General features: G+C 42.4%; 24 protein-coding genes. 15 read left to right on the plus strand and 9 right to left on the minus strand.

The annotated features are described in order from the left end of the window. Positions 1 to 3: 3 nt before the first annotated feature. Complete coding sequence (locus tag BA81_RS05995) at positions 4 to 1,104, plus strand: GerAB/ArcD/ProY family transporter (protein ID WP_034281157.1); 1,101 nt, start codon at positions 4 to 6, stop codon at positions 1,102 to 1,104. Beyond that, positions 1,101 to 2,246, plus strand: coding sequence for a Ger(x)C family spore germination protein (locus tag BA81_RS06000; protein ID WP_034281158.1), 1,146 nt, complete (start codon positions 1,101 to 1,103; stop codon positions 2,244 to 2,246). The genes BA81_RS05995 and BA81_RS06000 overlap by 4 nt, the downstream gene beginning before the upstream one ends. A gap of 13 nt (positions 2,247 to 2,259) precedes the next feature. Here BA81_RS06000 and BA81_RS06005 read toward each other — a convergent pair whose 3' ends face one another. Both BA81_RS06005 and BA81_RS06010 read right to left on the minus strand, forming a co-directional pair. After that, positions 2,260 to 3,657 (minus strand): bifunctional glycosyltransferase family 2 protein/class I SAM-dependent methyltransferase, encoded by a 1,398-nt coding sequence (locus BA81_RS06005; RefSeq protein WP_034281159.1) that lies wholly within the window; start codon positions 3,655 to 3,657, stop codon positions 2,260 to 2,262. 136 nt (positions 3,658 to 3,793) lie between these two features. Further along, on the minus strand, positions 3,794 to 5,158 hold the full coding sequence (locus BA81_RS06010) for a sugar porter family MFS transporter (RefSeq protein WP_108909017.1): 1,365 nt from the start codon (positions 5,156 to 5,158) through the stop codon (positions 3,794 to 3,796). 257 nt (positions 5,159 to 5,415) lie between these two features. Here BA81_RS06010 and BA81_RS06015 point away from each other — a divergent pair, with 257 nt between their 5' ends. Both BA81_RS06015 and BA81_RS06020 read left to right on the plus strand, forming a co-directional pair. Further along, positions 5,416 to 6,381 carry an LCP family protein gene (locus BA81_RS06015; RefSeq protein ID WP_025093927.1) on the plus strand — a complete coding sequence of 322 codons (966 nt, stop codon included), beginning with the start codon at positions 5,416 to 5,418 and terminating at the stop codon, positions 6,379 to 6,381. Positions 6,382 to 6,544: 163 nt separating this feature from the next. Beyond that, on the plus strand, positions 6,545 to 7,426 hold the full coding sequence (locus BA81_RS06020; RefSeq protein WP_025093926.1) for a Cof-type HAD-IIB family hydrolase: 882 nt from the start codon (positions 6,545 to 6,547) through the stop codon (positions 7,424 to 7,426). A gap of 56 nt (positions 7,427 to 7,482) precedes the next feature. Here the strand turns inward: BA81_RS06020 and BA81_RS06025 are convergent, their stop codons facing one another. The 5 genes from BA81_RS06025 to pgsB all read right to left on the minus strand — a co-directional run bounded on the left by BA81_RS06025 (position 7,483) and on the right by pgsB (position 11,813). After that, a complete protein-coding gene (locus BA81_RS06025; RefSeq protein WP_034281164.1) occupies positions 7,483 to 8,706 on the minus strand; it encodes a C40 family peptidase in 1,224 nt (407 codons plus the stop codon). 108 nt (positions 8,707 to 8,814) lie between these two features. After that, on the minus strand, positions 8,815 to 8,985 hold the full coding sequence (gene edmS, locus BA81_RS19695; protein ID WP_087976066.1) for an extrachromosomal elements maintenance protein EdmS: 171 nt from the start codon (positions 8,983 to 8,985) through the stop codon (positions 8,815 to 8,817). Next, entirely contained in the window at positions 8,982 to 10,148 is a 1,167-nt protein-coding gene (locus BA81_RS06030; RefSeq protein ID WP_034281166.1) for a CapA family protein, read from the minus strand. The genes edmS and BA81_RS06030 overlap by 4 nt, the downstream gene beginning before the upstream one ends. Positions 10,149 to 10,166: 18 nt before the next feature. After that, positions 10,167 to 10,616, minus strand: coding sequence for a poly-gamma-glutamate biosynthesis protein PgsC (gene pgsC / locus BA81_RS06035; RefSeq protein WP_007497520.1), 450 nt, complete (start codon positions 10,614 to 10,616; stop codon positions 10,167 to 10,169). Between the two features lie 15 nt (positions 10,617 to 10,631). Next, positions 10,632 to 11,813 (minus strand): poly-gamma-glutamate synthase PgsB, encoded by a 1,182-nt coding sequence (gene pgsB, locus BA81_RS06040; protein ID WP_024423670.1) that lies wholly within the window; start codon positions 11,811 to 11,813, stop codon positions 10,632 to 10,634. A 746-nt stretch (positions 11,814 to 12,559) separates the two neighbouring features. Here pgsB and BA81_RS06045 point away from each other — a divergent pair. The 9 genes from BA81_RS06045 (at position 12,560) to rbsB (ending at position 22,010) form a co-directional block, all read left to right on the plus strand. Continuing rightward, complete coding sequence (locus tag BA81_RS06045) at positions 12,560 to 14,041, plus strand: spore germination protein (protein ID WP_034281169.1); 1,482 nt, start codon at positions 12,560 to 12,562, stop codon at positions 14,039 to 14,041. Next, the gene (locus BA81_RS06050; protein ID WP_034281171.1) at positions 14,031 to 15,128 is read left to right on the plus strand and encodes a GerAB/ArcD/ProY family transporter; all 1,098 of its coding nucleotides are present in this window, start codon (positions 14,031 to 14,033) and stop codon (positions 15,126 to 15,128) included. The genes BA81_RS06045 and BA81_RS06050 overlap by 11 nt, the downstream gene beginning before the upstream one ends. Beyond that, a complete protein-coding gene (locus tag BA81_RS06055; RefSeq protein ID WP_034281174.1) occupies positions 15,118 to 16,260 on the plus strand; it encodes a Ger(x)C family spore germination protein in 1,143 nt (380 codons plus the stop codon). Before BA81_RS06050 ends, BA81_RS06055 begins: the two co-directional genes overlap by 11 nt. A gap of 116 nt (positions 16,261 to 16,376) precedes the next feature. After that, positions 16,377 to 17,363 (plus strand): LacI family DNA-binding transcriptional regulator, encoded by a 987-nt coding sequence (locus tag BA81_RS06060; protein WP_034281175.1) that lies wholly within the window; start codon positions 16,377 to 16,379, stop codon positions 17,361 to 17,363. Further along, positions 17,360 to 18,238 carry a ribokinase gene (gene rbsK, locus BA81_RS06065; RefSeq protein WP_034281178.1) on the plus strand — a complete coding sequence of 293 codons (879 nt, stop codon included), beginning with the start codon at positions 17,360 to 17,362 and terminating at the stop codon, positions 18,236 to 18,238. The genes BA81_RS06060 and rbsK overlap by 4 nt, the downstream gene beginning before the upstream one ends. Next, positions 18,235 to 18,627: a D-ribose pyranase gene (gene rbsD, locus BA81_RS06070; protein WP_034281179.1), complete on the plus strand. Its 393-nt coding sequence runs from the start codon at positions 18,235 to 18,237 to the stop codon at positions 18,625 to 18,627. The genes rbsK and rbsD overlap by 4 nt, the downstream gene beginning before the upstream one ends. A 15-nt stretch (positions 18,628 to 18,642) precedes the next feature. Next, positions 18,643 to 20,124 carry a sugar ABC transporter ATP-binding protein gene (locus BA81_RS06075; RefSeq protein WP_034281180.1) on the plus strand — a complete coding sequence of 494 codons (1,482 nt, stop codon included), beginning with the start codon at positions 18,643 to 18,645 and terminating at the stop codon, positions 20,122 to 20,124. 1 nt (position 20,125) lies between these two features. Continuing rightward, complete coding sequence (gene rbsC, locus BA81_RS06080) at positions 20,126 to 21,079, plus strand: ribose ABC transporter permease RbsC (RefSeq protein WP_024423678.1); 954 nt, start codon at positions 20,126 to 20,128, stop codon at positions 21,077 to 21,079. A 13-nt stretch (positions 21,080 to 21,092) separates the two neighbouring features. Next, on the plus strand, positions 21,093 to 22,010 hold the full coding sequence (gene rbsB, locus BA81_RS06085; RefSeq protein WP_034281181.1) for a ribose ABC transporter substrate-binding protein RbsB: 918 nt from the start codon (positions 21,093 to 21,095) through the stop codon (positions 22,008 to 22,010). Between the two features lie 38 nt (positions 22,011 to 22,048). Here rbsB and BA81_RS06090 read toward each other — a convergent pair whose 3' ends face one another. After that, a complete protein-coding gene (locus tag BA81_RS06090) occupies positions 22,049 to 22,666 on the minus strand; it encodes a flavin reductase family protein (RefSeq protein ID WP_034281182.1) in 618 nt (205 codons plus the stop codon). A 59-nt stretch (positions 22,667 to 22,725) separates the two neighbouring features. Beyond that, positions 22,726 to 23,613 carry an acetoin biosynthesis transcriptional regulator AlsR gene (gene alsR, locus BA81_RS06095; protein ID WP_034281183.1) on the minus strand — a complete coding sequence of 296 codons (888 nt, stop codon included), beginning with the start codon at positions 23,611 to 23,613 and terminating at the stop codon, positions 22,726 to 22,728. A 150-nt stretch (positions 23,614 to 23,763) separates the two neighbouring features. Here alsR and alsS point away from each other — a divergent pair, with 150 nt between their 5' ends. Further along, the gene (gene alsS / locus BA81_RS06100) at positions 23,764 to 25,464 is read left to right on the plus strand and encodes an acetolactate synthase AlsS (protein ID WP_034281184.1); all 1,701 of its coding nucleotides are present in this window, start codon (positions 23,764 to 23,766) and stop codon (positions 25,462 to 25,464) included. A 35-nt stretch (positions 25,465 to 25,499) separates the two neighbouring features. Beyond that, complete coding sequence (gene budA, locus BA81_RS06105) at positions 25,500 to 26,270, plus strand: acetolactate decarboxylase (protein ID WP_034281185.1); 771 nt, start codon at positions 25,500 to 25,502, stop codon at positions 26,268 to 26,270. Positions 26,271 to 26,323: the final 53 nt, after the last annotated feature.

The raw sequence follows: 26,323 nt of genomic DNA on the forward strand, positions 1-26,323 counted from the left end.
ACGATGTACAGACCTGAAAAGCTATCATTGTTACAAGTCACCATTCTGTGCAGCTCTACAATGATAGGCGCTGGAATTTTAACCATTCCTCGCAGTTCTGCCAATTCAGGAGTCCCTGATGGCTGGATCATTGTATTAATACAGGGAGTCATCTTTGCTTTCGTTGCTTTTTTGTTGGGCTGGATTGCTGAAAAGAATGCACCAGACACCATTTTTGAGTCAAATACAAAAGGAGCAGGGGCATTTTTCGGCACGATCTTTAATTTAATGCTGGTCGCCTATTTACTAGGAATTGTCGGCTTTGAGGCACGTGTTCTCGGCGAAGTGGTCCAGTTTTTCCTGCTGCAATCGACTCCCATGGCAGTGATTGTCATGATTTTTCTACTTGTGGCGATCTATCATTTGAAAAGCGGTATCTTTCCAGTTGTCAAAATGGTGACCTATATTTATCCGATCACCATGGTCATTTACATAGCGCTTATGCTGTTTTGTTTAAAAATATTTGATTTTGATTATTTGCGCCCTGTGATGGCGCATGGTTTTAAAGATTTTAGTAACCTGTTCTCTCAAACCTTTATTCAATTTACAGGGTTTGAAGTAATTTTGTTTGTCGTACCGCTCATTTATAAAGACAAATGGTCTAAGGCAAAATGGGCGGCTGCGATCGGGGTTGGAATTACTTCTCTTGTATATTCCCTCACCCTCTTTATAGTGATTGGCTCCATGACCGTGGGTGAAACGAAATCTCTCACCTGGCCAACGGTTTCCCTCATTCAAGCGCTTGAACTTGAAGGGGTGTTTATCGAACGATTTGATATTTTCTTACTGACGATCTGGACCTGCCAGCAGTTCATTTGTATGCTGGGCTTTTTCCAATTTGCGATTAAAGGCTGCTTCACCGTTTTTAAAACGACCAATATAACGAGACTGCTATGGCTGTTATTTTTAATTACATCAGCACTCTCACTTTTTCCAAGAAATATCAATGAAGTCTTTTACTACTCTACTTTACTTGGCTACGCATTGTTCGCGGTTTTAGCCATTCCTTTTATTACAGCTGCCCTGCTGATGATACGCAAAAAATGGGGAGGTCGTTCTGCATGAGAGGAAGACGTGTACTTTTATTCTTTTTATCCTGCTTTCTTTTCCTTCTATCAGCAGGCTGCTGGGACTTAAAGGATATTGAAAAACTATCGTTTGTACGCGGTGTTGGCATTGATGAACAAGATGAGAATGGAGTTAAGCTGACCTATCAAAACCTTGTACCGAAAACAGGCGGAACACAAGAAGCCGATTCTCCCGGCTATGTGAATGTCGTCTCGAAGGGAAAAAATGTGCTGGAGGCTGTCAGTAATGTCGCCTTGAAGGACCCGCCGATCTATAGTGATCACCTGAAAATCTTCTTGTTCGGCAAAACCCAGGCGGAGCATCACGATATTCAAGGAACACTCAATCATTTTATTCGAGATGATGAGGTTCGGCGCAGCAGCTATCTCCTCGTGTCACGAGGTGATGCGTCAAAAGTCATCAATCAAAAATTGAAATCACAGCAAAAGGTTCCGGTTGAACATATCTTCGAAACATCCAAAAACCGAAGCTTTAACGGGAAGATCGCACTGCCAACACGTATTGGCCGGGCATCTGATTATTTTCAGATGGGCATTAGCTTCCTTGTACAAAGTGTAGATGCGGTAGACGGTGAACTTATTTATGATGGGGCAGGTATCATTCACGGAAAAACAAGAAAGCTGATTGGTTTCATCTCTGCACAGGATGTACAATATTTAAACTGGGTGATGGACCGTATCGCAGGCGGCGTTGTACCTGCCACCTATAAAGGCTTTCCAATTACGTATGAAATTAAGAAAGCCAAAACCAAGATTGAACCCTACCTGAAAGACGGAAAGGTTTCATTTAACGTTAGTGTACAAACAAATGGAAAATTGTCAGAGGATCAATATCCCCCGGAAAACTCATACGATGAACAGTACATTAAACGATTTGAGAAGATTTTTTCTCATAAAATTAAAGAGCGCATACAAAAAACGGTCAGTCATATGCAACATGAAGTAGGTGTTGATCCTATTTTTTTTAGCCGGCAGTTTCGTATTAAGTATCCTGAATATTGGGATCAGCATCGAGATGAATGGGACAAACTATTTCAAGAAGCAGACATAACGTATGACATCAAAGTGAGCATCTTGAACTTTGGTGCAGAAGGTGCAACGAAAAGCTTCAAATGGTAATACAAAAAGGCGGTTATCCCAAAAGAGAGCCGCCTTTTTTACGTACGACAATGAGAAGCTGATACAAAGTCACTTGATCAGACAACGCTTTTGTTTGAAAGCCAAGTGATGCTCCTATTCTTGCCACTTCGTCAAAAAACAATTGGACGTTTTGATCAATCTGCACATTAATCCGCTGCTCGATCACGCGTTCAAATAATTGGTCTGGGAAAAGCGCACGCATGGTGTTTGGTGTGAAGAACCGCATATGGGTTCGGTCTAAGATTCCTACATCTTGATAAGTAAAATCACCTGTCATCAAAGGAAGAAGCACCTCTGCATGCATCATGTTAGGCAGGCAGCAAATGATGACGCCGCCTGGCTTTAAAGAGGCGTGCGCTTGCTCAATGATGTGCCAAGGATCTGACACATGCTCTAAAACATACGAAAAAATGACCGCATCAAAAAAGGCCTCTTTTTCTGACCATGGGTATTCATCTGCATTTGCCTCGAAGACTTCTTCATAATACGCCCTTGCGACCGCTGCTTTTAATGTATCTGCCTCTACCCCGTACATGTGTACAGACTGCCGATTCATCAGTTCAAGCCCAGTTGCGCCAGCTCCGCACCCAACATCCAGCACGCGAGCAGCGTCCTCAGGGAGTAATTCCGCAAAATACGGATGAGGAGTGATCAAATTTAGATCTATGCCCCACTTATCTAAAAATCGAAGTCTATTCTCAGTAAACAGTGTAGAGATGTTCGTTTCTTGATTGGCATTGAAGGTAGCATGACCATGATGATGCACAAAGGAATCATGCACAATTTGCAGCTGATATCCTTTTAGTAATGAACGCAAACATAGATCGTCATCCTCAAATGATCCATATACGAACCGCTCATCAAATAATCCCACATCCTCGATCAGCTTTCTTTTCACGAGCAAGCAAAACCCTACAAGCCGGTGCACATAAGTTCTCTGACCTTTTCTCTTAGACGTATACTCCTTAGCAAAGGCTGGGAGCTCCTTCACATCTGTATACGATGGCTGGACCATCTGAGGGCCGCTTACATAATTAGAGACGGGCCCCACCATCCCAATCTGTTCTGAAGCGAATAGCGCCTCTTTTAATGGAGGGAGCCAATTTTCCGTCACGATCGTGTCATTATTTAAAAAGAGAATGCTGTCTCCTGAAGCTTTTTTTGCCCCTTGATTACATCCCTTTGCAAAACCTTTATTCTCTTCATTATCAATGAAAATCACATCATCCAGCTCTCTTACATATTCCTTCGTGCCATCAGTTGACGCATTATCGACGACGATGAGTTCATATTGGTCGCTGTTCGTATGCTGTTTAATGCTCTCGATACATGTTTTCGTTAAATGCAGTTCGTTGTACGTCAGCATGACAATGCTTGTTTTCCCTTTCATCTCATTTCCACCTTTCTCCCGCCTGTTCCATATGTATGTGATAGGCAGCACGTTCAGAAGATGAGGGAATGTCCTTTCTTGATTAAACGTTTGTTTAACATAGAAAAACCAGCTGCACACGGCAGCTGGCCATCGTTCATACCGTTTTTCCTTCGCCACTTGTGACGGCACGATTTCTCTTTTTTAAATCTTCTTCAATTTCTTCAAGACTTTTCCCCTTCGTTTCGGTCACCAAGTATTTTACAAATAAGAAGGCGACTACGCCAATGAACGCATAAATGAGGAAGAGATTACTGATGCCAATCGCGCTTAATAAAGCTGGGAATGTCAGCGAGATGATTAAATTTCCTGTATGAAGAAGGAAGGTCGAGACACCTGTACCGATTCCCCTGACATGTACTGGGAACAGCTCTGGGAGCATCACCCAAACGACAGGACCCCAGCTGACAGCAAAGATGACGATAAAGAGACCCAAACAAATAACGGTTGTCCATCCTGCTGCTGTTGATCCTTCAAAAAATCGGTTGACGACTGACAGGACAATTAAACTAAGGACCATTCCTGCATTCCCAAATAGGAGCAGCGCTTTACGCCCTACACGGTCAATGATTTTAATGGCAACAAACGTCATGATGACATTCACTGCACCAATTCCGACAGTTCCTAAAATCGCTGCTGAATTCCCAAAGCCAACACTTGTGAATGTTTTTGGTGCATAGTAAATGATCGTATTTGTACCGATAAACTGCTGCAGAAAGGCAAGGCCGACACCAGCAATCAATGCTGGGCGTACCCATGGCTCAAATAATTCCTTAAAACCGCCTTTCTCTTCACTTTCCGCCTTTTGAATATCTGAAATTTCTTCTGCCACTTCTTGCTTACTTTTTCTGAGTTTAGATAATATCTCCTTCGCACGGTCAGCCTGTCCGTGGACAAACAGCCAGCGGGGACTTTCCGGCATAAACAAAATCCCGAATAATAAAAGAACAGAAGGAACAACCGCAATTCCAAGCATCAAGCGCCATGCCTCTGCATCCGCTAAAGCGTAGTTCACAATATAGGCAAGAAGAATACCAAATGTGATCATGAGCTGGTTTAAAGAGGACAGTGCCCCTCGTGATTCCTTTGGCGCAAGTTCAGATAAATATAATGGAACAATCGTTGTCGAGCACCCGACAGCGAGCCCTAGTACAATTCGGAATAAGATCATCACTTCCGTATTCGGGGCAAGAGCTGTACCAAATCCACCGATAATAAACAAAATAGCTGCGGCGATGATGGCTTTTTTCCGCCCAAATTGGTCTGTCAGCTTTCCAGAAAGAGAGGAACCAAGCATCGCCCCGATTAAAATCGAGCTGACGACAAGCCCCTCTGTAAACGCATTTAAACCTAAATCTTCTTTCATAAATAAGATGGCGCCAGAGATGACACCTGTATCATAGCCATATAAAGCACCGCCAAGGGCGCCGAAGAAATAAAGCCATCCATTCCGATTTTTCATATACATAACCCCACTTTTGTCTCTGTACTCTATGAAAAGTCATTTTCCTCACTTCCTGTCATTTCAAACATTTCGATGTTTTATGACAAATATATTTCATTTGTGTATCTTTGAAACTTTTTACGAGAAGGAAACGTCAATTAAGCGTTAGTGAAAAAAATGTCGCACTATATCCCGTTTTAAGGTATATTTGTTTTAGTTTGTAAGCAGAAAGAAGGACATCTTTACTATAAAATCATAGCGAGGGTTTAACATATATGGATCAATCACGAAGTAAACGCAAAGGAAAAAAGCGTTTAAAACCATGGGTGAAAGTCACTCTTTTTATCATTAGTATTCTTTTACTGACAACGGCTTCAGTCACAGGCTATGCCTACTATAAAATAACCAATGCTGCTAAAAAGGCTCAAGTATCTCTTGATCGCGGCGCACAATCTGTGAAACGAATTGAAGCATTCGATCCAGGAAAAGACAGTTTTTCTGTCTTGCTGCTTGGAATTGACAGCAGACCGGGCGAAACAGTGAAACAAGCACGAAGTGACGCAATGGTTTTGGCAACCATTAACCGCACAAATAAAACCGTTAAATTATTAAGCATTCCTAGGGACTCATACGTTAATATTCCAGGCCACGGTTTTGATAAAATTACTCACGCACACGCATTTGGCGGTGCAGATTTAACAGTGAGCACAGTTGAAGATTTACTAGATATTCCGGTCGATTTTGTCATTCAAAGTAATTTCGTAGCGTTTAAAGAAATCGTCAACGAATTAAACGGTGTTCCTATTAACATCAAGGATGAGTATCTTGTGAAACAGATTAAAAAGGATACAAAAGGCAAGGTTGTGCTTCAAACTGGAACTCATACACTAGATGGTGATCAAGCGCTCGCATATGTGAGAACAAGAAAAGCAGATAGTGATTTAATGCGTGGACAGCGTCAAATGGAAGTGTTAAAAGCCATTTTTGATAAATCAAAATCATTAACATCTATTCCGTCATACGACAATATCATTGATACACTCGGAGATAATGTGTCAACCACCCTTTCAATGAAGGAGTTAGTCGGTCTTTTCCCGCTTCTGACATCATTGAAATCGGTCGATACCATTCAGCTTAAAGGATCTGATTACCAGCCCAACGGTGTTTATTATTTCCAATTGGATCAAAACCAGCTGAACGAAGTGAAAACTGAATTGAAGAAGCAGCTTGAATTATCATAAATAAAAGCGTCCCTATGGGGCGCTTTTTCTTATTTCCTTGATCATTCACTCATTTTTGTTTAGCCTTGATAGAGAGGAATCAACCTTCCTTTTTTATGAGAATGAAGGAAATCGTACATACTTTGAAGAGGCTATTGCATGAATGAAGGAGGATTTGACAGCGATGAAAAAAATGATTGCAATTGATTTAGACGGTACACTCTTAAATACAAAAAGTGAAATATCCGCACAAAACCGTGAGGCATTGATTCGTGCAAAGGAAGCTGGATATATTGTGACCATCTGTACAGGGCGGGCAACTTTTGATGTAAAGGAGCTGCTTGGCGATTTGGACATCCCCATTATTGCGGCAAACGGCGGGACTGTCCATACAGAAGGATACGAGCTCTTCAGCCGTATCACATTGGACCAAGAAGCGGGCAAGCGGGCTGCAAAGGCATTAGTGGAACGAAACATTTACTTTGAAGTCTATACAGATGATGCTCTCCTCTCTCCTTTTGATGGAAAAGAGAAGCTGAAAGCAGAATTTGATCTGATCAAAAGCGCAAACCCAAATGAGGATCTCGCTGATCTATGGGAAGGAGCCATGACGCAATTTAAACAATTTGGCATCAAACCAGTGGATGATATCCGTGAGATTTTTGAGTCGAACGAACCGACCTATAAATTACTCTGCTTCTCGTTTGATATGAACAAACTGAACGAAGCACGAAATCTTCTGGCAGACATGCCCGAGCTTTCATTGACCTCGTCTGGTAAACATATTATTGAGGTGCTGCCAAAAGAGTCTGGAAAAGGACATGCCCTGAAAAAGCTCGCAGCCCATTATGGTGTAGACCGCTCACATATTTATGCAATTGGTGACAGCCCAAACGATCTTTCTATGTTTGAAGAAGCAGGCCACCGCATTGCAATGGGAAATGCGGTAGATGTCATTAAAGAAAAGAGCACCTTCATCACAAAAGGAAATCATGAAGATGGTGTCGCTTATTTTATTGATCTTCTTTTACAAAATCAATTCCATGAAAAAAAGACGCTTGTCTGATCAGCGCCTAGAGAGAAGTGCAGAAGTCCGATACAAGTATTGATCGGGCTTTTTCTTTATTTTTTGATTCTAACTGCCGTTTCGTATTTGTCCTTCCAGTACGTACTTGTTTTCATATTGGTTAAGACAACACCGTTTGAGACAGTCACATGAATGACTTGATTGGATCCTGCATATATCGCCGGCATCAATGATGTTCCGCTGAAGAAGACAAGATCTCCCGGCTGAAGCTCAGAACGTTTCACAGGTGTACCTGCTTTGATTTGACCTGATGCATAGCGGGGCAGCTCAATGCCAAGCACTTCTTGATACACGTACTGCGTGAACCCTGCTGTATCAAACCCTTCCTTTGGGTTCGTACCGCCTTTGACATAAGGGACTTCACCAATATACGTAGCGGCTTTTGATACGATAGGGTCCTCTTTCGCAAGCTCCAGATCTGTTAATCGTTTCGCACCTGTCCATTTTTCGCGCCAATACGATTCAGACAAATAAGAAATTGTCACACTTTCAGAACGGCTCGCATGAATAAAGCGGTCGCCTCCAATATACATACCTACATGAGAAATTCCGGGCTTATATGTGTTACTAAAAAAAACAAAATCCCCAGGGCGGATATCGTCTAATGCCACTTTTTCTCCAACGATCCACTGCTGTTCAGCACTTCGAGGTAAATAGATTCCAAGTGATTTTTCAAATAAATACTGTAAAAATCCTGAGCAGTCGAAACCAGTCTTTGGATCTGCTCCTCCAAACACATAAGGAATTCCCAAGTAGGTCATCGCATCTTTCACAAGAGGGTCATCAGAAATTTCTTGTGTGCCAGGCAGTCGTTTGACCGCATAAAATCGATCAGTCCAATATTTGCTTTTGCTGACATCTGTTTTCACCACACCTTGACTAAGCGTGATGTGGATAACCTGATTGTTCCCAGCGTACAACGCCACATGTGTTGGGATATCCTTTGTTTCTTCAAGGCTTCGGAAATACACAAGGTCACCGGGCTGCGCTTTATCCCATGATACCTTTTTTCCAATCTGATATTGGTCGATGACCTTCCGCGGCAAATCAAATGTTTCGGATGTCTTGTACACATATTGAATAAACCCAGATGCATCAAAGCCCGTTTTTGGATCGGTTCCTCCTTTATGATAAGGTGAGCCAATCAGCTTTTCCGCTTGCTCCAAAAGAGATGGTGTTTGAGCAGAAACCGCTGTTTGAGACATGAACATCAGCCCTACAAGCGCACACCCTCCAATTAACATTCCTTTCCATTTCATGATCCTTTCCCTCCTTTCTTCTATAGTTTCGACATGACACCTTTCATTTTACACCGTATTTCGACAAAAAAAGAGCACGCGATGTGCGTGCCCTTTATCCTTTTTAGGTTATTTACCTGCTTCCGCTTTTGACTGCTTTTGCTGTTCAATTTTCTGCATTTCAACCGAAATCTTTTGTTTTTCGTGATCTGTCAGACTGTCACTAAATTTAAAAGCAGACATAAAGACAAAGACTAAAATTAACGCAACAAACGGCCAGCTTGCTTTTAGGAATTTCATTTCTTCTCTTTCCCTCCGTTTTCTTTTAAGTTTTTAACTTTATCAGCGTGATCTACTTCAAAGAAAATGTGTCCGTCTTTTTCTTTCCAATCCGCATTCGTTCCATTGGTCAGCATACGGATAATGGCTTTTGATTCTAGAGATCCTGCTTTTACTGGTGCAGGTGTTGCTTCTTTGATGTACATTGGGACAACTTCAAATGTCGCTTTTCCATTTTCATTCAGATGATACTGAACAAGTGCAGAATCACGTGTTCTTGACCAGCCTTGATCAAAAATAAAGTTGCCTAGGCTATAGAAAATCGCTGTTCCGTTATAGACTTCCATTGGTTCAAGGACGTGCGGGTGAGCACCGATAATGATATCAGCTCCGGCCTTAGACATCGCTCTTGCCAATTCTCTTTGTCTGTCGTTTACTTCATTGTTGTACTCCTGTCCCCAGTGAGCATGAACAACGACGAGATCTGCCTTTTCAGCAGCCTGCGAAATCATCGGAATAAAGATAGATGGATCGGCTGGCAGAATACCCGCCTGGCGATTCGTTGCTTTGAAATCTTTCCCATATACATCTGTAAAACCAAGTGTAGCAATTTTGACACCATTTACTTCTTTGTACGAAATGTTCTGCTTTGCATCTTGGAGGTTACGGCCTGCACCTGTATAATCCATGCCATCTTGTTCAAAGGCATTGATCGTGTTGTTCAGCCCTTTTTCACCATAGTCTGCCGCATGGTTATTCGCAAAGTTTAAGACAGAGAAATTTAAATCCTTCAACGCTTGGACAGAATCTTCATCTGTTTTTAAATGAATATTCTTTTGGGCTGCCTGCTCCTTATCTGAAGCGACTGGATGCTCAAAGTTGCCTGTCACATAATCTGACACATCAAAATATGGCTTGGCATAACGAAAGAGATGCTCTTTTCCATAACGGTCTGTTACTTTCTCTACGTTTCTTCCAAACATAATGTCACCGACAAACGAAGCGGTCAGGATGTTTTCTGGATTCTTTTGTACAGTTGGCACTTGTGCTTGCCCGATAAACGTAAATAGAAATGTACAAGCAATAACGATCGGTAAAGCAATCAGTACATGTTTATTCGTCTTTTTCTTTTGATTCTTTGTGATTTTCAGCAGCTTTTCCTGAAAGCTCAATTTTTTATTCATCATTGGACACACCTTATCTTAAAATAGATAGTAAACATACATGATGGCAAATGTTGCACCACTTAGAAGTAACGTGCTTCCAAGGGTAATTGTAAGACCTTGCTTTTGAATCGTATTCGCAATCAATCCAGGAACGATGATTCCAATTCCGCGGAATTCTGCTATTTCAAATGGGACCACTGGATAGAAGAAATCAAATATCAGTTTCAAAGCAATCCCTGTAATCAGCATCGCAGCAAACTTTCTGCGTCCGTATAAAATCATAAATTTTGATAGACCAAAGCGAACGATGACGTACGTAAGCAAGCTGACAGATAAGACGACTAAAATGAAGACTGGCTGGTTAAATACAAGCGCCAGATAACCCGGAACAACAAGTCCAGCTGGTACGATTCCTGTTTTTTCTGCAAAGATTAAACTAAGTAGAACACCTAAAATTAACGAGATATAAAGATCTGATCCGAACATTTTCTATATTTCCTCCTAGCTGACAAGCTGCTTAATTTTGTATTCTTGAATTTTTTCGATTAACGGTTCAGCGGCACCATGGATATTGCCGACTCCATAAACCACTCGATTATGAAGCTTTTTCTCAAGCATATTCATAATTTCTTCTGTAGATTGATATTCAAGGTTGTGTAAGTGGTCAGCCGGAATTTTCCCTTCCTCATATGCCTTCACAATTGGATCTGTTGTTTCACCAATTAAGACAAGATCACTTGCTTCAATATAGGGAAGTACATCCTCCGCAAACTGGATCGTTCTATCTACCCGATCCGCACGGCAGTTCATAATAATAATCGGTTCATCTGTTGGATATCCAATTTCTTTCACACGCTTCCAAATGTTCAATGTAGATGCTGCGTCATTTGCCGCAAATCCATTTACAAAGTGTCCAGGCGTTTTCGCGTCCATTAATGGAAGAATTCTCATCGCTCCTGGATCAGGCGGCGCATTTAACATTCCTCTGAATGCCGTATCTTCATCAATCCCTAATGCTTGGGCAACACCAAGTGCCAGTGAAGCATTATCTGGGAAAACCATGTACTCAAATTTCCTTAAAAACTCATCGGAAATCTTGGAATTATCTGCAACAATGACTTCTGTGTTGCGTTTTTTCGCAATCTCTTTAAAGAAATCCGTATATTCACTATCCGTAATAACCAAGTGTCCATTGTAAGGAATTGTCGCTGTAAAGGCTTCTGCTATTTCATCAAGTGTCGGCCCCATGACGTCCATATGGTCTTCAAGAACGTTTACGATCACGCCAATGTTTGCTTGAAGCAGCTCTTCCTGAAAGATAATTTGGTAATCTGGATTTACCGCCATACATTCACTGACGATAGCATTTGCTCCTCTTTCAACTGTTTCTCTCATAACTTCTTTCTGCTCTCCGATATTCGGTCCTTGCGGTTTCCTTTTAATCGGTTTCTCCTCTGGCGTATCCCAATAAATCATTCTTGCATCCGTTCCCGTTGTTTTACCGACAGTTTTATAACCTGCCTCCATTAAGATACCGGTTGTCAATCTTGTGACGGTAGACTTTCCGCGAATACCATTAATATTGACGCGCACCGGCAGGGCATCGATATTTTTCTGATGACGCTTCTTTTCAATAAAGCCAATCCCTAACATGATGACACAGGCTATAACGATTAACCACATCGCTATCTACATCTCCTTTTTTTATGAGTGTGATATGTAAATTCAATCAACAGTATATCTGTTCAGCATAAAATCACAATCGGTATTATGTAACATAATCTTTCACTTCCTCGTATGCCAAATTCCTCTAATCAGAAGGCTTTTTTGCCTACCCATCCTTTAAATGAAAAGGCCAAAAGGCGGACAAAAATCAGTCTGAATTTCCGCTGAATTCATGAGAAAGCGTTACCATCAATGATCCGAAAATCTTTTGTCCTTTTCTCCCTAAATTTTTTGACAATTATTAAGATGTATTTTGAATCAATGTTTTAAAGCCCGCTCTTCTCTATAACAACAGTCATATCAGCGCTTTAAATGAATAGTGCGTGTTTTGGAATGTTTTATATTTTTGAATGAACAGGTTAGAAAGTCATTCTCATTGGTCAGATCGCTGTGTGTTGACCTATGACAAAGGTCACCTCTAAAAAAATCAAGTCATCTGCTTATTTTTAGGTCACGAAAAATTGGGATAAGATGTAAATATTTGATCATTTTGGTGTACCTTCTCTTTACGAGATTCGCATCTTATGACCTAAACAATGAAACATTATTCATTTGTTTTTATCAAGATTCATCATTTCTTAACATTTTTAATGTGAATTTAGTTGAAAGTTGTCAGCTTATGTCAGGCTTTCCCCAAAGGAGACGAATAAAATTCGCTTCTCCGCTTACACTATGGGTAAAAAATCTGTGAGAGGAGGCTAAAGATGCCAAACACCAATGAGCAGACACGCCTGCATTTTTTATCAGGCAGCTTCGAGGAAAAAATCCGTATCCTAAAAAAAACATTTCAGCAAAGCGGCGACTTTGAGTACCGAGAGTTGATGGTTAATGAAACGAAATCTGCACTGTTTTTTATTAAAACAAGAATAGATGAAGGAAAACTAAATGATTTCATTATCGGTAACTTGTTAGGCTCTCCTGGAAAGCAGAATTATATAAAATCTCTTAGCACACTTGAAACAGGCGACTTGACACTGATCACAGACAGTATTATTGCGGGAAGTATTGCCTTTCTTGATGAAAACTCCTCGCAAATCAAGCTGTTTGCTGTCGGACAGCCGCCGCTTCGCTCTATTTCTGAACCTTCTTCTGAAAGTATTATCGCGGGTGCACATGACGGGTTTGTTGAAAGCCTTGATACCAATATCTACTTACTGCGTTCGCATTTAAATGATCGGAAGCTCGCCATTCAATATCATAAGGTCGGTACAAAATCGGAAACAAAGCTTGCAACGGTTTATATATCTGATATTGCCAATCAAGAAAAGGTCGAAGAAGTCAACAGACGGATTTCTTCTATTAAAGTAGACACACTGATAAGTCCTGGCTCTATCGTTGAGGCAATTGAGGAAGATTCATATTCTATTTTCCCGCAGCTGATTGATACAGAACGTCCGGACAAGGTAAGATCTGCGATTCTTGAAGGCAGAATAGTCGTACTCATGGATGGCAGTCCAATGGCCATCATTCTGCCTATCACGTTCTTTAGTTTTTTTCAGTCGCCAGATGATTATAACAGCCGCTGGATTCCTGCTACGTTTATTCGTATTCTTCGTTATCTTGCCTGCATCATCGCAGTCATATTGCCATCTTTTTATATTGCTGTTATTGCGTTTCATTATGAGGTTGTCCCAGATGAACTAGCCATTACGATGAAGAACTCTATTATTGGCATTCCCTTTCCTCCATTGATAGAGGCCATACTGATGGAGATCACAATTGAACTTATACGTGAAGCTGGGGTGCGTCTGCCTAAACCAATCGGGCAGACCATTGGCATCGTAGGAGGTTTGGTTATTGGGGATGCGGTTGTACAAGCAGGACTTATTTCGAATGTCCAAGTCATTGTAGTCGCTGTGACGGCTGTCGCTTCATTTGTACTTCCGTCGTTTGAAATGACGTCCACCATCAGGATGCTCCGTTTCCCGCTCATGTTTATGGCATCGATGTTTGGATTTATTGGCATTTCATTTGGGCTCGCCATTATTCTCATGAATTTATGCCGCCTAGAATCACTAGGGGTGCCATATTTATCACCTGTTGCTCCATTTAACTGGCAGGACTTAAAAGATACGGTAGTTCGACTCCCAATGTGGATGTACAAAAACCGCCCTGTTTATTTAAATCCGCAAAAAGACAAACAAATTGAACAACTGAGAGGGTGGACAAAGAAAAATGAAAAATAAAATATCTCCACCTCAAGCTGTTTTTTTTATCATCCAGTCTCAAATTGGTGTTGGAATTTTAGCGCTCCCCCATTTGCTGATGAAAGACATGGGACACGATGGCTGGATGGCGATAATTGTCGCGTGTTTTTTTATCCAGATTATCAATACCATTTTTCTTTATATCATCTACAAGTATCCAGAAACGTCATTTTTCCAAGCGCTGATTGACGTCTTTGGAAAATGGATTGGACGCGCCTTGGTCGTACTCTATACATTATACTTTGCCTCGGTTTGCATCGTAGTCCTTTCTATATTCACAAGGATTCTTGGCATATGGGTGCTCCCGCTCACACCAAACTGGGTGATTAACCTATTACTGATGATATGCATTATCTATATCGCAAAAGAGCAAATTACAGCCATTGTCAGGTTAAACTTTATTTTAACTCCCTTTTTGCTCATGCTCTCTCTATTGATGTTCTATGCATTGAAAGGAACCAATATTGATTACCTCCTGCCTTTTTTCCAAACAGATATTTCTCAATTTCAGCTTGGATTGAAGGACGTGGTGCTGTCAATGAATGGATTTGAGATGATTTTGATCATCTCTCCACTGATGAAGGGCACCATTAAGGAACGATATAAAGTGATGACCATTTCAAATATATGCACGACGCTTTACTACCTATTTATTACATTAATTTGTTTTATGTTTTTCAGCCCAGCTGAGCTTGATGTGATCCCGAATCCTGTTTTGTATCTATTAAAAACCATTACATTCGGTGTCATTGAGCGCACGGATTTAATTTTTCTGAGCTTTTGGGTCTTTGTCATTTTAGCCACACTGAGTAATTATCTGTACTTTTGTGCAAATGGTGTGTCCAGTATGCTGAAGAAAAAAAATCACAAAAAATATGTCTACTATTTTGCCATTTTGATTTATGCTGCAAGCTGTTTTCTTTCAACTGATAACTTTAGAATTCAGCGCTTTAATGACTTTACCACCGTTGCACAATATTCATTTATTTACACACTTCCGATCATGATGGCCATTATCATCTTTATCAAACACCGCAAAAAGAAGGTGAAATCACATGCATCATAGGTACATGTTGACACTGCTTATGTGTGTTTCCCTCATTTTCATGCCTGGCTGCTGGGATCAAAACCTATTAAAAGACATCTCTCTCGTATTAACTTCAGCTGTTGATCAAGGAGAGGATGACAATGCGAGATATTCGATTACCTATCGAAAGGTGCAGCAGTCTCAAAGTATGCAGCAAGGGAATTCTGGCAGCTATTTAACCACTGTTCTCACAACCGATGCGCCTACTTTAAGAAAAGCAAGAAGCAACTTTAGCCGGAGTGTAGACCAAAAAATTGATATGTCGAAAATGAGGGTGCTGCTGATCGGTGATGAATTTGCCCAAAACCGGCTGCTTCCTTACTTAGATATGTTTTATCGCGATCCCAAAAGCCCTTTGCTCGCAAATTTGGCAGTGGTGCAAGGGGGGAGCTGTGTGGACTTAATCAATTCTCTGCTCAAGGAAAAACTCATTGTGAGCGACTATTTAAACAACCTGATCACTTCCGCATCACGCTCCTCTCAAGTTGCACCTAAGAACATTCAAAATATCCGGTCCAAAATGCTGCAAACCGGCGAGGATTTCACACTGCCGTTACTCTACTACGATAAGTCAAAAAAGTTAACGAGTGTGAGAGGGGTTGCCTTATTTGATAATGAGAAAAAGAAAGGTGAACTGTATGCACAGGATGCCATTCTGCTCACCATTATGGATGGAAAAATGGGCAGTTATGCAAACTTCACGAAAAAAGTAAGAAGTGATATGAAATCAAAGGAGAACAATTACATCACCATTCAAGTAACGGATTCAAAGAGAGACATAAAAATCGTCAATCCTGATCATCGAAACGTAACCTTCTCTCTTGACTATGAATTCACCACCTCTGTTCTTGAATATCCGAAAGACAATTTAGATACAGACAAGAAAATCGAAATGTTAAATAAAAGGCTGTCAGCTATTTTTACAAAAGATGCCGAAAAAGTCATTGCAGCCCTGCAAGAGGCGAATTCTGACGTCCTCAGCCTTGGCAGAAAATATCGGGTCAGACACTATGATGAATATATGAAAATGAACTGGGTCACCGATTATCCGAAGGTGAAAATCATTCCAAAAGTGAAAGTGAACATTACACAAACAGGTATCATTAGTTAAGAAAAGGAAGAAGCCATCTTTCTTTTCTTTTTTTATTTTTTTAGATTGTCATTTCGATGCTTTCATGATAATCTATGTGTGTAAACGGTTACACATTCATGAAGGGAGGCTCTCCATTGGCTACAATTAAAGATGTTGCAAAAGCTGCACAAGTGTCTGTTGCCACTGTTTCACGCGTGCTCAATGATACTGGATATGTTCATTCAGATACGAAAATCCGCGTGACACAAGCGATGCAGGAGTTGAACTACTTTCCCAATGAAGTGGCTAGATCCCTTTTTAAAAGAGAATCACGCTTAATCGGCTTAATCTTGCCTGATATCACAAATCCCTTCTTTCCTCAGCTTGCTAGAGGCGTTGAGGATGAGATTCATGCGCACGGTTTTCGGTTATTATTCGGGAACAGTGATGAAGATCGAGAGAAGGAAATGGCTTACTTACAAACCTTTAAACAAAATCAAGTAGTCGGTGTCATCGCGGTCACAAATGAACCTGAATCAGATATATACAATGATGATGATCTACCTGTTGTGTTTTTAGATCGAACGGTCCCACATGCGCCTTCTGTTTTTGCAGATGCTGCAGCTGGCGGGAAAATGGCGGCAATGGAATTAATCAGACGCGGCAGCCGGCAGATCACACTGTTAAAAGGACCTGCCCATCTGCAAACAGCGCGGCAGCGATTCAAAGGCGCACTCGATGTTCTCACGGAAACAGGCGTCGACTTTCATGTGATGTCTAATGCTTCATTTTCCTTTCAAGAAGCCCGAAAAAGCGCCAAGGCCCTTTTCCAGCTGTACCCTGAAACAGATGGGATCATTGCCAGCAATGACATCGTCGCAACAGCGGTCATCCATGAAGCGTTTCGGATCGGAAAAGCCATTCCAGGAGACGTTCAAATCATTGGATTTGATGATATCCCGCAAAGTGAGCTGCTCTTCCCTTCCTTATCGACCATAAGGCAGCCCGCCTATGAGATGGGAAAAGAAGCGGCACAGCTGTTAATCAAAGCGATTCAGAAACAACCGATAGATGAACCAGTTATTCAAATGCCCGTCTCTTTTATTGAACGAGAGACCACAAGAAAGGTGGATTCACAATGAGTCATATTGTTGTAGTAGGAAGCTGTTCAATGGATTTAGTCGTCACATCAGATAAACGGCCAAATGCCGGTGAAACGGTTTTAGGCAAATCGTTTAAAACGGTCCCAGGCGGGAAAGGTGCCAATCAGGCAGTCGCAAGCGCCAGACTCGGTGCAGATGTATACATGGTCGGCCGAGTTGGTGATGACGCTTATGGTCAGGATATTCTCAGCAATTTAGAAACACAAGGTGTCCGCACCTCATATATGAAACCGGTTACTGAAATGGAGAGCGGCACAGCTCATATCATTTTAGCAGAAGGTGATAACAGCATTGTTGTGGTCAAAGGGGCAAATAATGAGGTCACTCCTGACTATGTAAGAGAGGCCTTTTCTACAATTGATAATATCGGGATGGTTCTCATCCAGCAGGAAATACCTGAAGAAACGGTCGAAGCGGTCTGCGCCATTTGCAGTGAAAAAGAAATCCCTGTCATTTTAAACCCTGCACCAGCCCGCAAAGTATCGCAGCAGGTTTTAGAGCAGGCTGCTTACATTACACCGAATGAACATGAAGCTGTTCTGATGTTTGATGGTCTGCCAACCAGTGATGCCTTGCGTCAATACCCTAACAAATTATTGATCACAGAAGGAAAAAATGGGGTTCGATATTTTGATGGAATGAAAGACGTGTTGGTTCCAGGCGTTCCTGTCGAAGCAGTCGATACAACAGGAGCTGGCGATACCTTTAACGGAGCCTTGGCTGTCGCTCTAACAGAAGGCAAATCCCTTTATGACGCACTTGCCTTTGCCAACCTTGCAGCTTCAATGTCCGTCACAAAGTTTGGCGCACAAGGCGGCATGCCAACAAGAGAAGAATTGGAGAAAAAGAAATGAAAAAAAACGGCATCCTAAACAGCCATATCGCCAAGGTGCTTGCTGACCTTGGCCACACAGATACAATCGTCATAGCAGACTGTGGTCTCCCTATCCCAGAAGGTCCAGTCAAAATCGACCTGGCGTTATCAATCGGCACACCATCCTTTCAGGAGGTCACCTCCCTCCTTCTTCAGGAAATGGCCGTTGAAAACATCACTGTAGCTAGTGAAATCAAAGAAGCCAATGAACGAGATCATTTATTTCTTAAGAAAGCGCTCTCAAAATCGTTACATGAAGTAGACCACGAGACGTTCAAAGACATGACCAAACAGGCAAAAGCAGTCATTCGAACGGGTGAAGCCACCCCATACGCAAACTGCATTCTTCATGCCGGTGTCATCTTTTAAAAGGAGGAGCCAGATATGAACATAGAGATGCATAACATCCATAAGGCTTTTGGAAAAAACACCGTTCTCTCCGGGGTCTCCTTTGACCTCGTCACAGGTGAAGTCCACGCACTCATGGGTGAAAATGGTGCGGGAAAATCAACTTTAATGAATCTGCTTACAGGTCTTTATTCTTTAGATCAAGGAACGATACAAATCGACGGAAAAGAGACCGCTTTCAAAAATCCGAAGGAAGCGGAACAGCACGGCATCGCCTTCATTCATCAGGAGCTCAACATATGGCCGGATATGACCGTCTTGGAGAATCTATTCATCGGGAAAGAAATCTATACGAAACTCGGACTGCTAGATACTAAGAAAATGAAGACTCTCGCCCAAACGCAGCTGGACCGTTTGTCTGTGAATCTCTCACTTGAACAAGAGGCAGGCAGCTGTTCTGTTGGACAAAAACAGATGATTGAGATTGCAAAAGCATTAATGACCGATGCAAAGGTCATCATCATGGATGAGCCGACAGCAGCTCTTACGGAACGGGAAATCGAGAAGCTCTTCCAGGTCATTGAATCTCTCAAAAAAGAAGGCGTTTCCATTGTCTATATTTCTCACCGTATGGAGGAAATCTTTGCAATCTGTGACCGGATTACGATCATGCGTGATGGGAAAACGGTCGATACGAAAGCCATACCTGAAACGAATTTCCATGAAGTCGTCAAGAAAATGGTCGGCCGTGAATTGACAGATCGATATCCTGAGCGAACGCCTTCAACAGGAGACATTGTCCTTGAGGTGAAACAAGCAACGAGAAAAGGACAATTTCAAGATATCAGCTTCTCAGTTAAAGCTGGAGAAATCGTTGGTGTTGCAGGCTTAATGGGTGCTGGCCGGACCGAAATGATGCGGTCACTGTTTGGCCTTGATCCTCTTGACCAAGGAGAAATCTGGGTTCATGGGAAAAAGGCTGTTATTAAAAAACCAAGTGATGCCGTCAAGCTCGGCATCGGCTTTATCACAGAGGATCGCAAGGATGAAGGATTGATGCTTGATGCATCCATCCGAGAAAACATCGGTCTGCCAAACTTAAAAAGCTTCTCTCCAAAGGGATTGATTGATAAGAAAACTGAACAGGATTTTGTCGACCTGCTCATTAAAAGACTGACGATTAAAACGGCTTCCTCTGACATCTCTGCCCGAAGCCTGTCTGGTGGAAATCAGCAAAAAGTCGTCATCGCCAAATGGATCGGCATACAGCCAAAGGTGTTGATTTTAGATGAACCGACACGAGGTGTCGACGTCGGAGCGAAACGAGAAATCTATCAGTTAATGAATGAATTGACCGATCGAGGCGTTGCCATTTTAATGGTCTCCTCTGAACTCCCAGAGATACTCGGGATGAGCGATCGAGTGCTCGTCATTCATGAAGGAACCATCAGCGGAGAATTAGAAAAAACAGAAGCAACACAGGAACGAATTATGACACTAGCTACAGGAGGGAAGTAACATGAAACCACTTACTTCAAATGGACGATTTGATCACATCATGCAAAAGCTTGGGCCATTCTTAGGACTCATCATCCTTGTCGCCATTGTTTCTATTTTAAACCCGGCCTTTTTAGAGCCATTAAACATCTTAAACTTACTGAGACAAATCTCCATTAATGCCCTCATTGCCTTTGGGATGACATTTGTTATTTTAACTGGAGGCATTGATTTATCTGTCGGTGCCATTCTTGCACTGTCCAGTGCCCTGACTGCCGGCTTTATCGTTTCTGGCATGGACCCGATTTTAGCCATTATTGTCGGCTGTATCATCGGTGCCGTTCTTGGGATGATCAACGGTCTTTTAATTACAAAAGGAAAAATGGCTCCTTTTATCGCAACGCTTGCCACGATGACGATTTTCAGAGGTTTGACACTCGTTTATACAGACGGAAACCCGATTACTGGGCTTGGCTCTAACTATGCCTTTCAGTTATTCGGCCGCGGATATTTCTTAGGCATTCCTGTTCCAGCGATCACGATGCTTCTCACCTTTATCGTACTTTGGGTACTGCTTCATAAAACACCTTTCGGCAGAAGAACATATGCCATCGGCGGGAATGAAAAAGCGGCTCTCATCTCAGGAATCAAAGTACCGCGCGTGAAAATTATGATCTATTCATTAGCAGGCTTCATGTCTGCCTTAGCAGGTGCGATCTTAACATCTCGCCTAAATTCAGCGCAGCCAACAGCTGGTACGTCCTATGAGCTTGATGCCATTGCTGCCGTCGTACTTGGCGGGACAAGCCTGTCCGGCGGAAGAGGACGAATTGTCGGCACACTCATCGGGGTGCTCATTATCGGTGTCCTGAACAATGGTATGAACTTACTTGGTGTTTCATCATTCTATCAATCTGTTGTGAAAGGGATTGTCATCTTGATTGCAGTCCTGCTAGACAGAAAGAAATCTGCTTAAGGAGGCAGCTGCTATGAAAAAATATCTTATTCTCATCCTGACTCTCTCTTTGTTTCTGCTTTCTGCCTGCTCGCTTGAACCGCCGGAGTGGGCCAAGTCATCTAAGGATGGCAAGAAAAAAGACATCAAAATCGGTCTGTCGATCTCGACATTAAATAACCCATTCTTCGTTTCTCTGAAAAACGGTGTGACAAAAGAAGCAAAAAAGCTTGGCATTGAAGTCGTGATTGCAGATGCACAAAATGATTCTGCTAAACAAACAAGTGATGTAGAAGATTTAATTCAGCAAGGAGTCGACGCATTGCTCATCAACCCAGCGGATTCATCTGCCATATCAACCGCTGTCGAATCAGCAAACGCTTCAGATATACCTGTCATCACATTAGACCGCTCAGCCGAAAGTGGAAAGGTAGAAGCACTTGTCGCCTCAGATAACGTCAAAGGCGGTGAAATGGCAGCTAAATTTATCATTGACAAGGTTGGCAAAGGAGCAAAAGTCGCTGAATTAGAAGGCGTACCAGGCGCTTCCGCTACACGTGAGCGTGGAAAAGGATTCCATCAAATAGCGGATAAAGATCTAAAAGTGACTGCAAAACAAGCTGCTGACTTCGACCGGACAAAAGGACTGAATGTCATGGAAAACCTTCTTCAAGGAAACCCTGACATCAAAGCCGTTTTTGCCCACAATGATGAAATGGCTCTCGGCGCACTAGAAGCGATTCAAAGCTCTGGGAAAGACATTCTTGTCGTTGGCTTTGACGGCAACGAAGATGCACTCAGCTCGATCAAAGCAGGAAAGCTCTCTGCAACGGTTGCGCAGCAGCCAGAGCTGATCGGTCAACTGGCAGTCGGTGCTGCAAACGACGTATTAAAAGGGAAAAAAGTACAAAAGAACATCGCAGCTCCACTCAAACTAGAACAGAAGAAATAAACAGAAAACCCCCGATATCCCTCGGGGGTATTTTTCTATTACTGTGGTCTTTTCAGCACAAATGACGTGCCTAAATGGGCATAATCATTACCTGCTAGGCGAGCGACTGGTTTCAGTTCATTAGTAGAAACATAGCCTTTTTCTGCATCATAAACAGCCTCATCTAAATGTGCACATACAACCCGGCCAATGATATGATCAACTGTGATCTCCCCTTCATCATTTTGAAATGTCAGATGTTTTTCCAGCTGACATTCAAAACGAATGCGTGCTTCCTTGATCCCCGGCACCGAAATGACATGACTCTCTACTTGGTGAAGTCCGGTGCGATCCAGCTCACTCTCTTCCCTAGGCAGAGTAGCAGCTGTTTCATTAATATCTTCTATCATGTCTTCATCACTCACATGAACGACAAACTCTTTCTTATCGATGATATGCTGCGCAGTATCTTTCATCTGACCATCACGTCGTCCGATAGAAACCGCAATGAGCGGCGGGTGTCCGCTGATGACATTAAAGAAACTAAATGGTGCGGCATTGACGACATTTTCTTTAGATAGACTTGTAATAAATGCAATCGGTCTTGGAACGATAGATCCAGATAATAATTTATATGCCTCTTTTCGTGACAGCTGATCCAGTAGCAATGTAATCAATTCAGGTACGCCTCCTTTTAATGTAACGACATCATACCATACCCCTTTCTCTATACCTCTTATTCCAGCTCGGTGCGATGCAGGATATGGTGGACCAAATGAAATAAAGCAGGATTATGATTTTCACGCCTATAGGAAATCGTCCATTCCGCTAGAAGCTGTTCATCCTCAATGGAGCGATATACAACATCCAGATTAAATAAACGCCGGGCTGATTGTGGAATCACTGCAATACCGATCCCTGCTGTGACAAGGCCAATGATCATTTGATATTCCGCTGCTTCCTGCACGATATTTGGAGAAAACCCGTACTTTTCACATAGCAGGATAAAGTGCTGATAAAGGGACGGCCATGATTCCTGTGATAAAGAAATAATCGGTTCATGACGGATATCTTCAATTGTGACCGTCTCTTTTTTAGCCAATCGATGATTTTTTGGAATCGCAAAAATACATTCACTCTGCTTCATCAAACGACTGACTAGCTCTTCATGCGGCGATGTAGGGTGTAAAAAACCGATATCAATCTCACCATTTAAAAGTGCCTCTAGCTGCTGCGGAACGGAAAGCTGCTGCAGCTCAATACTGACAGAGGGATACAGCTCCCTAAATTCACGTACAACGGGCGGCAGAATATCATATGTCGCAGTTCCAACAAAGCCTATGATGATTTTCCCCAGCTCTCCTCTTGCTGTATGACGTGCATGATCAACGGCTTTATCAAGCTGCTGCAGCACTCCCCGAACCTCCTGTAAAAAGACCTTTCCAGCTGCTGTTAGCTCCACCACCCGCTTCGACCGGTGAAATAAAGGAAAACCCAATTCTTCCTCAAACTGCTTAATTTGCTGACTAAGTGGAGGCTGTGTCATATTCAACCGCGCGGCTGCTCTGCCAAAATGCAGCTCCTCCGCTACTGTGACAAAATACTGCAAATGTCTCAGTTCCATCCTTTCACTCCTCACACACTTATTCGTGAAACATATCAAAACCACGTTAAACATATATTGGAAAATTTATTTTATGAAATGTATAGTAAATCATATCATGAAAATATATTTTCATAAAAAATTTTACTTGCCGAAAGGAGTGCGGGGTAAATGAAATCTCAAGCACAACCCCTAACAAGACGAGGAGCAGAGTTGATTGTTGATACGCTGATTGCTCAAGGTGTGACCCATGTTTTTGCGATTCCAGGTGCAAAAATTGACGCTGTATTTGATGTATTAAAAGACAGAGGTCCAGAGCTTGTCCTATGCAGACACGAACAAAATGCAGCCTTTATGGCAGCCGCTGTCGGACGTTTAACTGGCAAACCAGGTGTTTGTCTCGTCACATCAGGTCCTGGTGCATCTAATTTAGCAACAGGTCTATTAACAGCCAATACAGAAGGTGATCCTGTTGTCGCAATCGCTGGAAACGTCATTCGTGCAGATCGTCTGAAACGAACACATCAATCACTCGACAATGCGGCATTATTCAAACCAGTCACAAAATATAGCGTTGAAGTACAAGACGTAAACAATATACCAGAAGCATTAACAAATGCTTTTCGCGCGGCACAAAAAGGGCAGGCTGGAGCAGCATTTATCAGCTTTCCACAAGATGTCGTGACAGAACACACCACACAAACACCAGTGTCTGCTCACCCTTCTCCAGAATTAGGTCCTGCACCAGATGCTCTCATCAGTTCGGCTATCGCCAAAATTCAAAATGCACACTTACCTATTGCGATTGTGGGAATGAAAGCTAGTCGTCCATCTGCTGCACATGCCACAAGAGCATTATTAAAAACACTTGGTATCCCATTTGTTGAAACGTATCAAGGAGCCGGCGTTCTCTCAAGAGAGCTCGAGTCTCAATATGTAGGCAGAATCGGCTTATTCCGTAATCAGCCGGGTGATTTTCTCATTGAACATGCAGATGTCCTTTTGACCATTGGCTTTGATCCAATTGAATATGATCCGAAGCATTGGAATCTTCAGCCGCAGCAGCGTCAGATCATCCATGTTGATGACATGCAGGCAGATATTGACCATTTTTATGAGCCAGCGCTTGAGCTTGTAGGCAATATTTCTGAAACCGTCAAACATCTCGCGCATGACAGTGTTCCCCTTTCTTTAAGCAAAGAGAACATAGAATTAGTCACTGAATTACAGGAGCTATTAAGCGACATCGAAAAGACACCAGAAAGAGAAAGTCATCGATCTCATCCACTGGATGTCATTCATACATTGAGACGTCTGATTCCTGATGACACGAAGGTCACGTGTGATATCGGATCTCACGCGATTTGGATGTCCCGTCACTTCCGCGTCTATGAACCGAACTCATTCCTGGTGAGTAACGGCATGCAAACATTAGGCGTCGCATTACCATGGGCAATTGCGGCTTCTATCATGAATCCAGATGAAAAGATTATCTCGGTCTCAGGTGATGGCGGTTTTCTCTTCTCCGCAATGGAGTTAGAAACAGCAGTCCGGAAGAAAACAAACCTCGTTCACCTTGTTTGGAACGACAGCACATACGACATGGTCGCGTTCCAGCAGGAAATGAAATATGACCGCACATCCTGCGTTGAATTCGGGCAGATCGATTTAGTGAAATATGCGGAAAGCTTTGGAGCAACTGGACTAAGGGTCAACTCACCTGAGGAGCTTTCAACCGTCCTTCAAAAGGGTATAAACATAGAAGGACCCGTGATTATTGATATTCCGATTGACTATCAAGACAACCCTGACCTCGCCAGTCAAAAATGGCCAGAAGTCTTTCGCAAAAAACATGCAATGAACGTCAGATAAGACTTCGATACATTACATTAAAGGAGTGAGCGGTTATGGGTATGATGCACCCAATGAATCAACAGAATGACACAAGACAGCATGACAAACAGCAAGAGGTCTATCAAGTATCGACAATGACCTCCCTGCTGGAAGCCGTATATGATGGAGATTTCTCCCTCGCACATATTCCTGAACACGGTGATTTTGGCATCGGTACATTCAATCAATTAGATGGAGAGCTGATCGGCTTTGACGGCGCATTCTACCGGCTGCGCTCGGATGGAACAGCGACACCGGTCACCAATCAAGATTATTCACCATTCTGCTCTCTAGCATTCTTTGAAACAGATATCGTTCATCGAATTGATGCACCTATGACGTCCAAAGAACTTGAAGATGAAATCGACCGCATTTTACCAAGTAAGAATATCTTTTATGCGGTCCGCATTGATGGATCATTCAAAAAGGTTCAAACACGTACGGTTGAAAAACAGGAAAAACCTTACGTTCCGATGGTAGAAGCAGTCAAGTCTCAGCCTATTTTCGACTTTGAGGATATTCAAGGTACGATCGCAGGCTTCCGTACACCGCAGTACGCACACGGCATTGCGGTGAGTGGATATCATCTTCATTTTATTGATGAAGATCGAAGTGTTGGCGGACACGTATTTGATTACACCGTTGATCAAGTCACCATCCGCATTTCTCAAAAACGCCATATGAATTTACACCTGCCAAATACGCAGGAATTCTTCCAAGCAGACATTGATCGAGCTGACCTTGCACAGCAAATTGCCAGTGCAGAAAGCAGCCCGGATCAATAAATGAAGACACCCCGTTGATTCCGGGGTGTTTTTTTATGCACAAAGATGATTTC

The organism is Bacillus safensis FO-36b, from assembly GCF_000691165.1.
Classification (GTDB): domain Bacteria; phylum Bacillota; class Bacilli; order Bacillales; family Bacillaceae; genus Bacillus; species Bacillus safensis.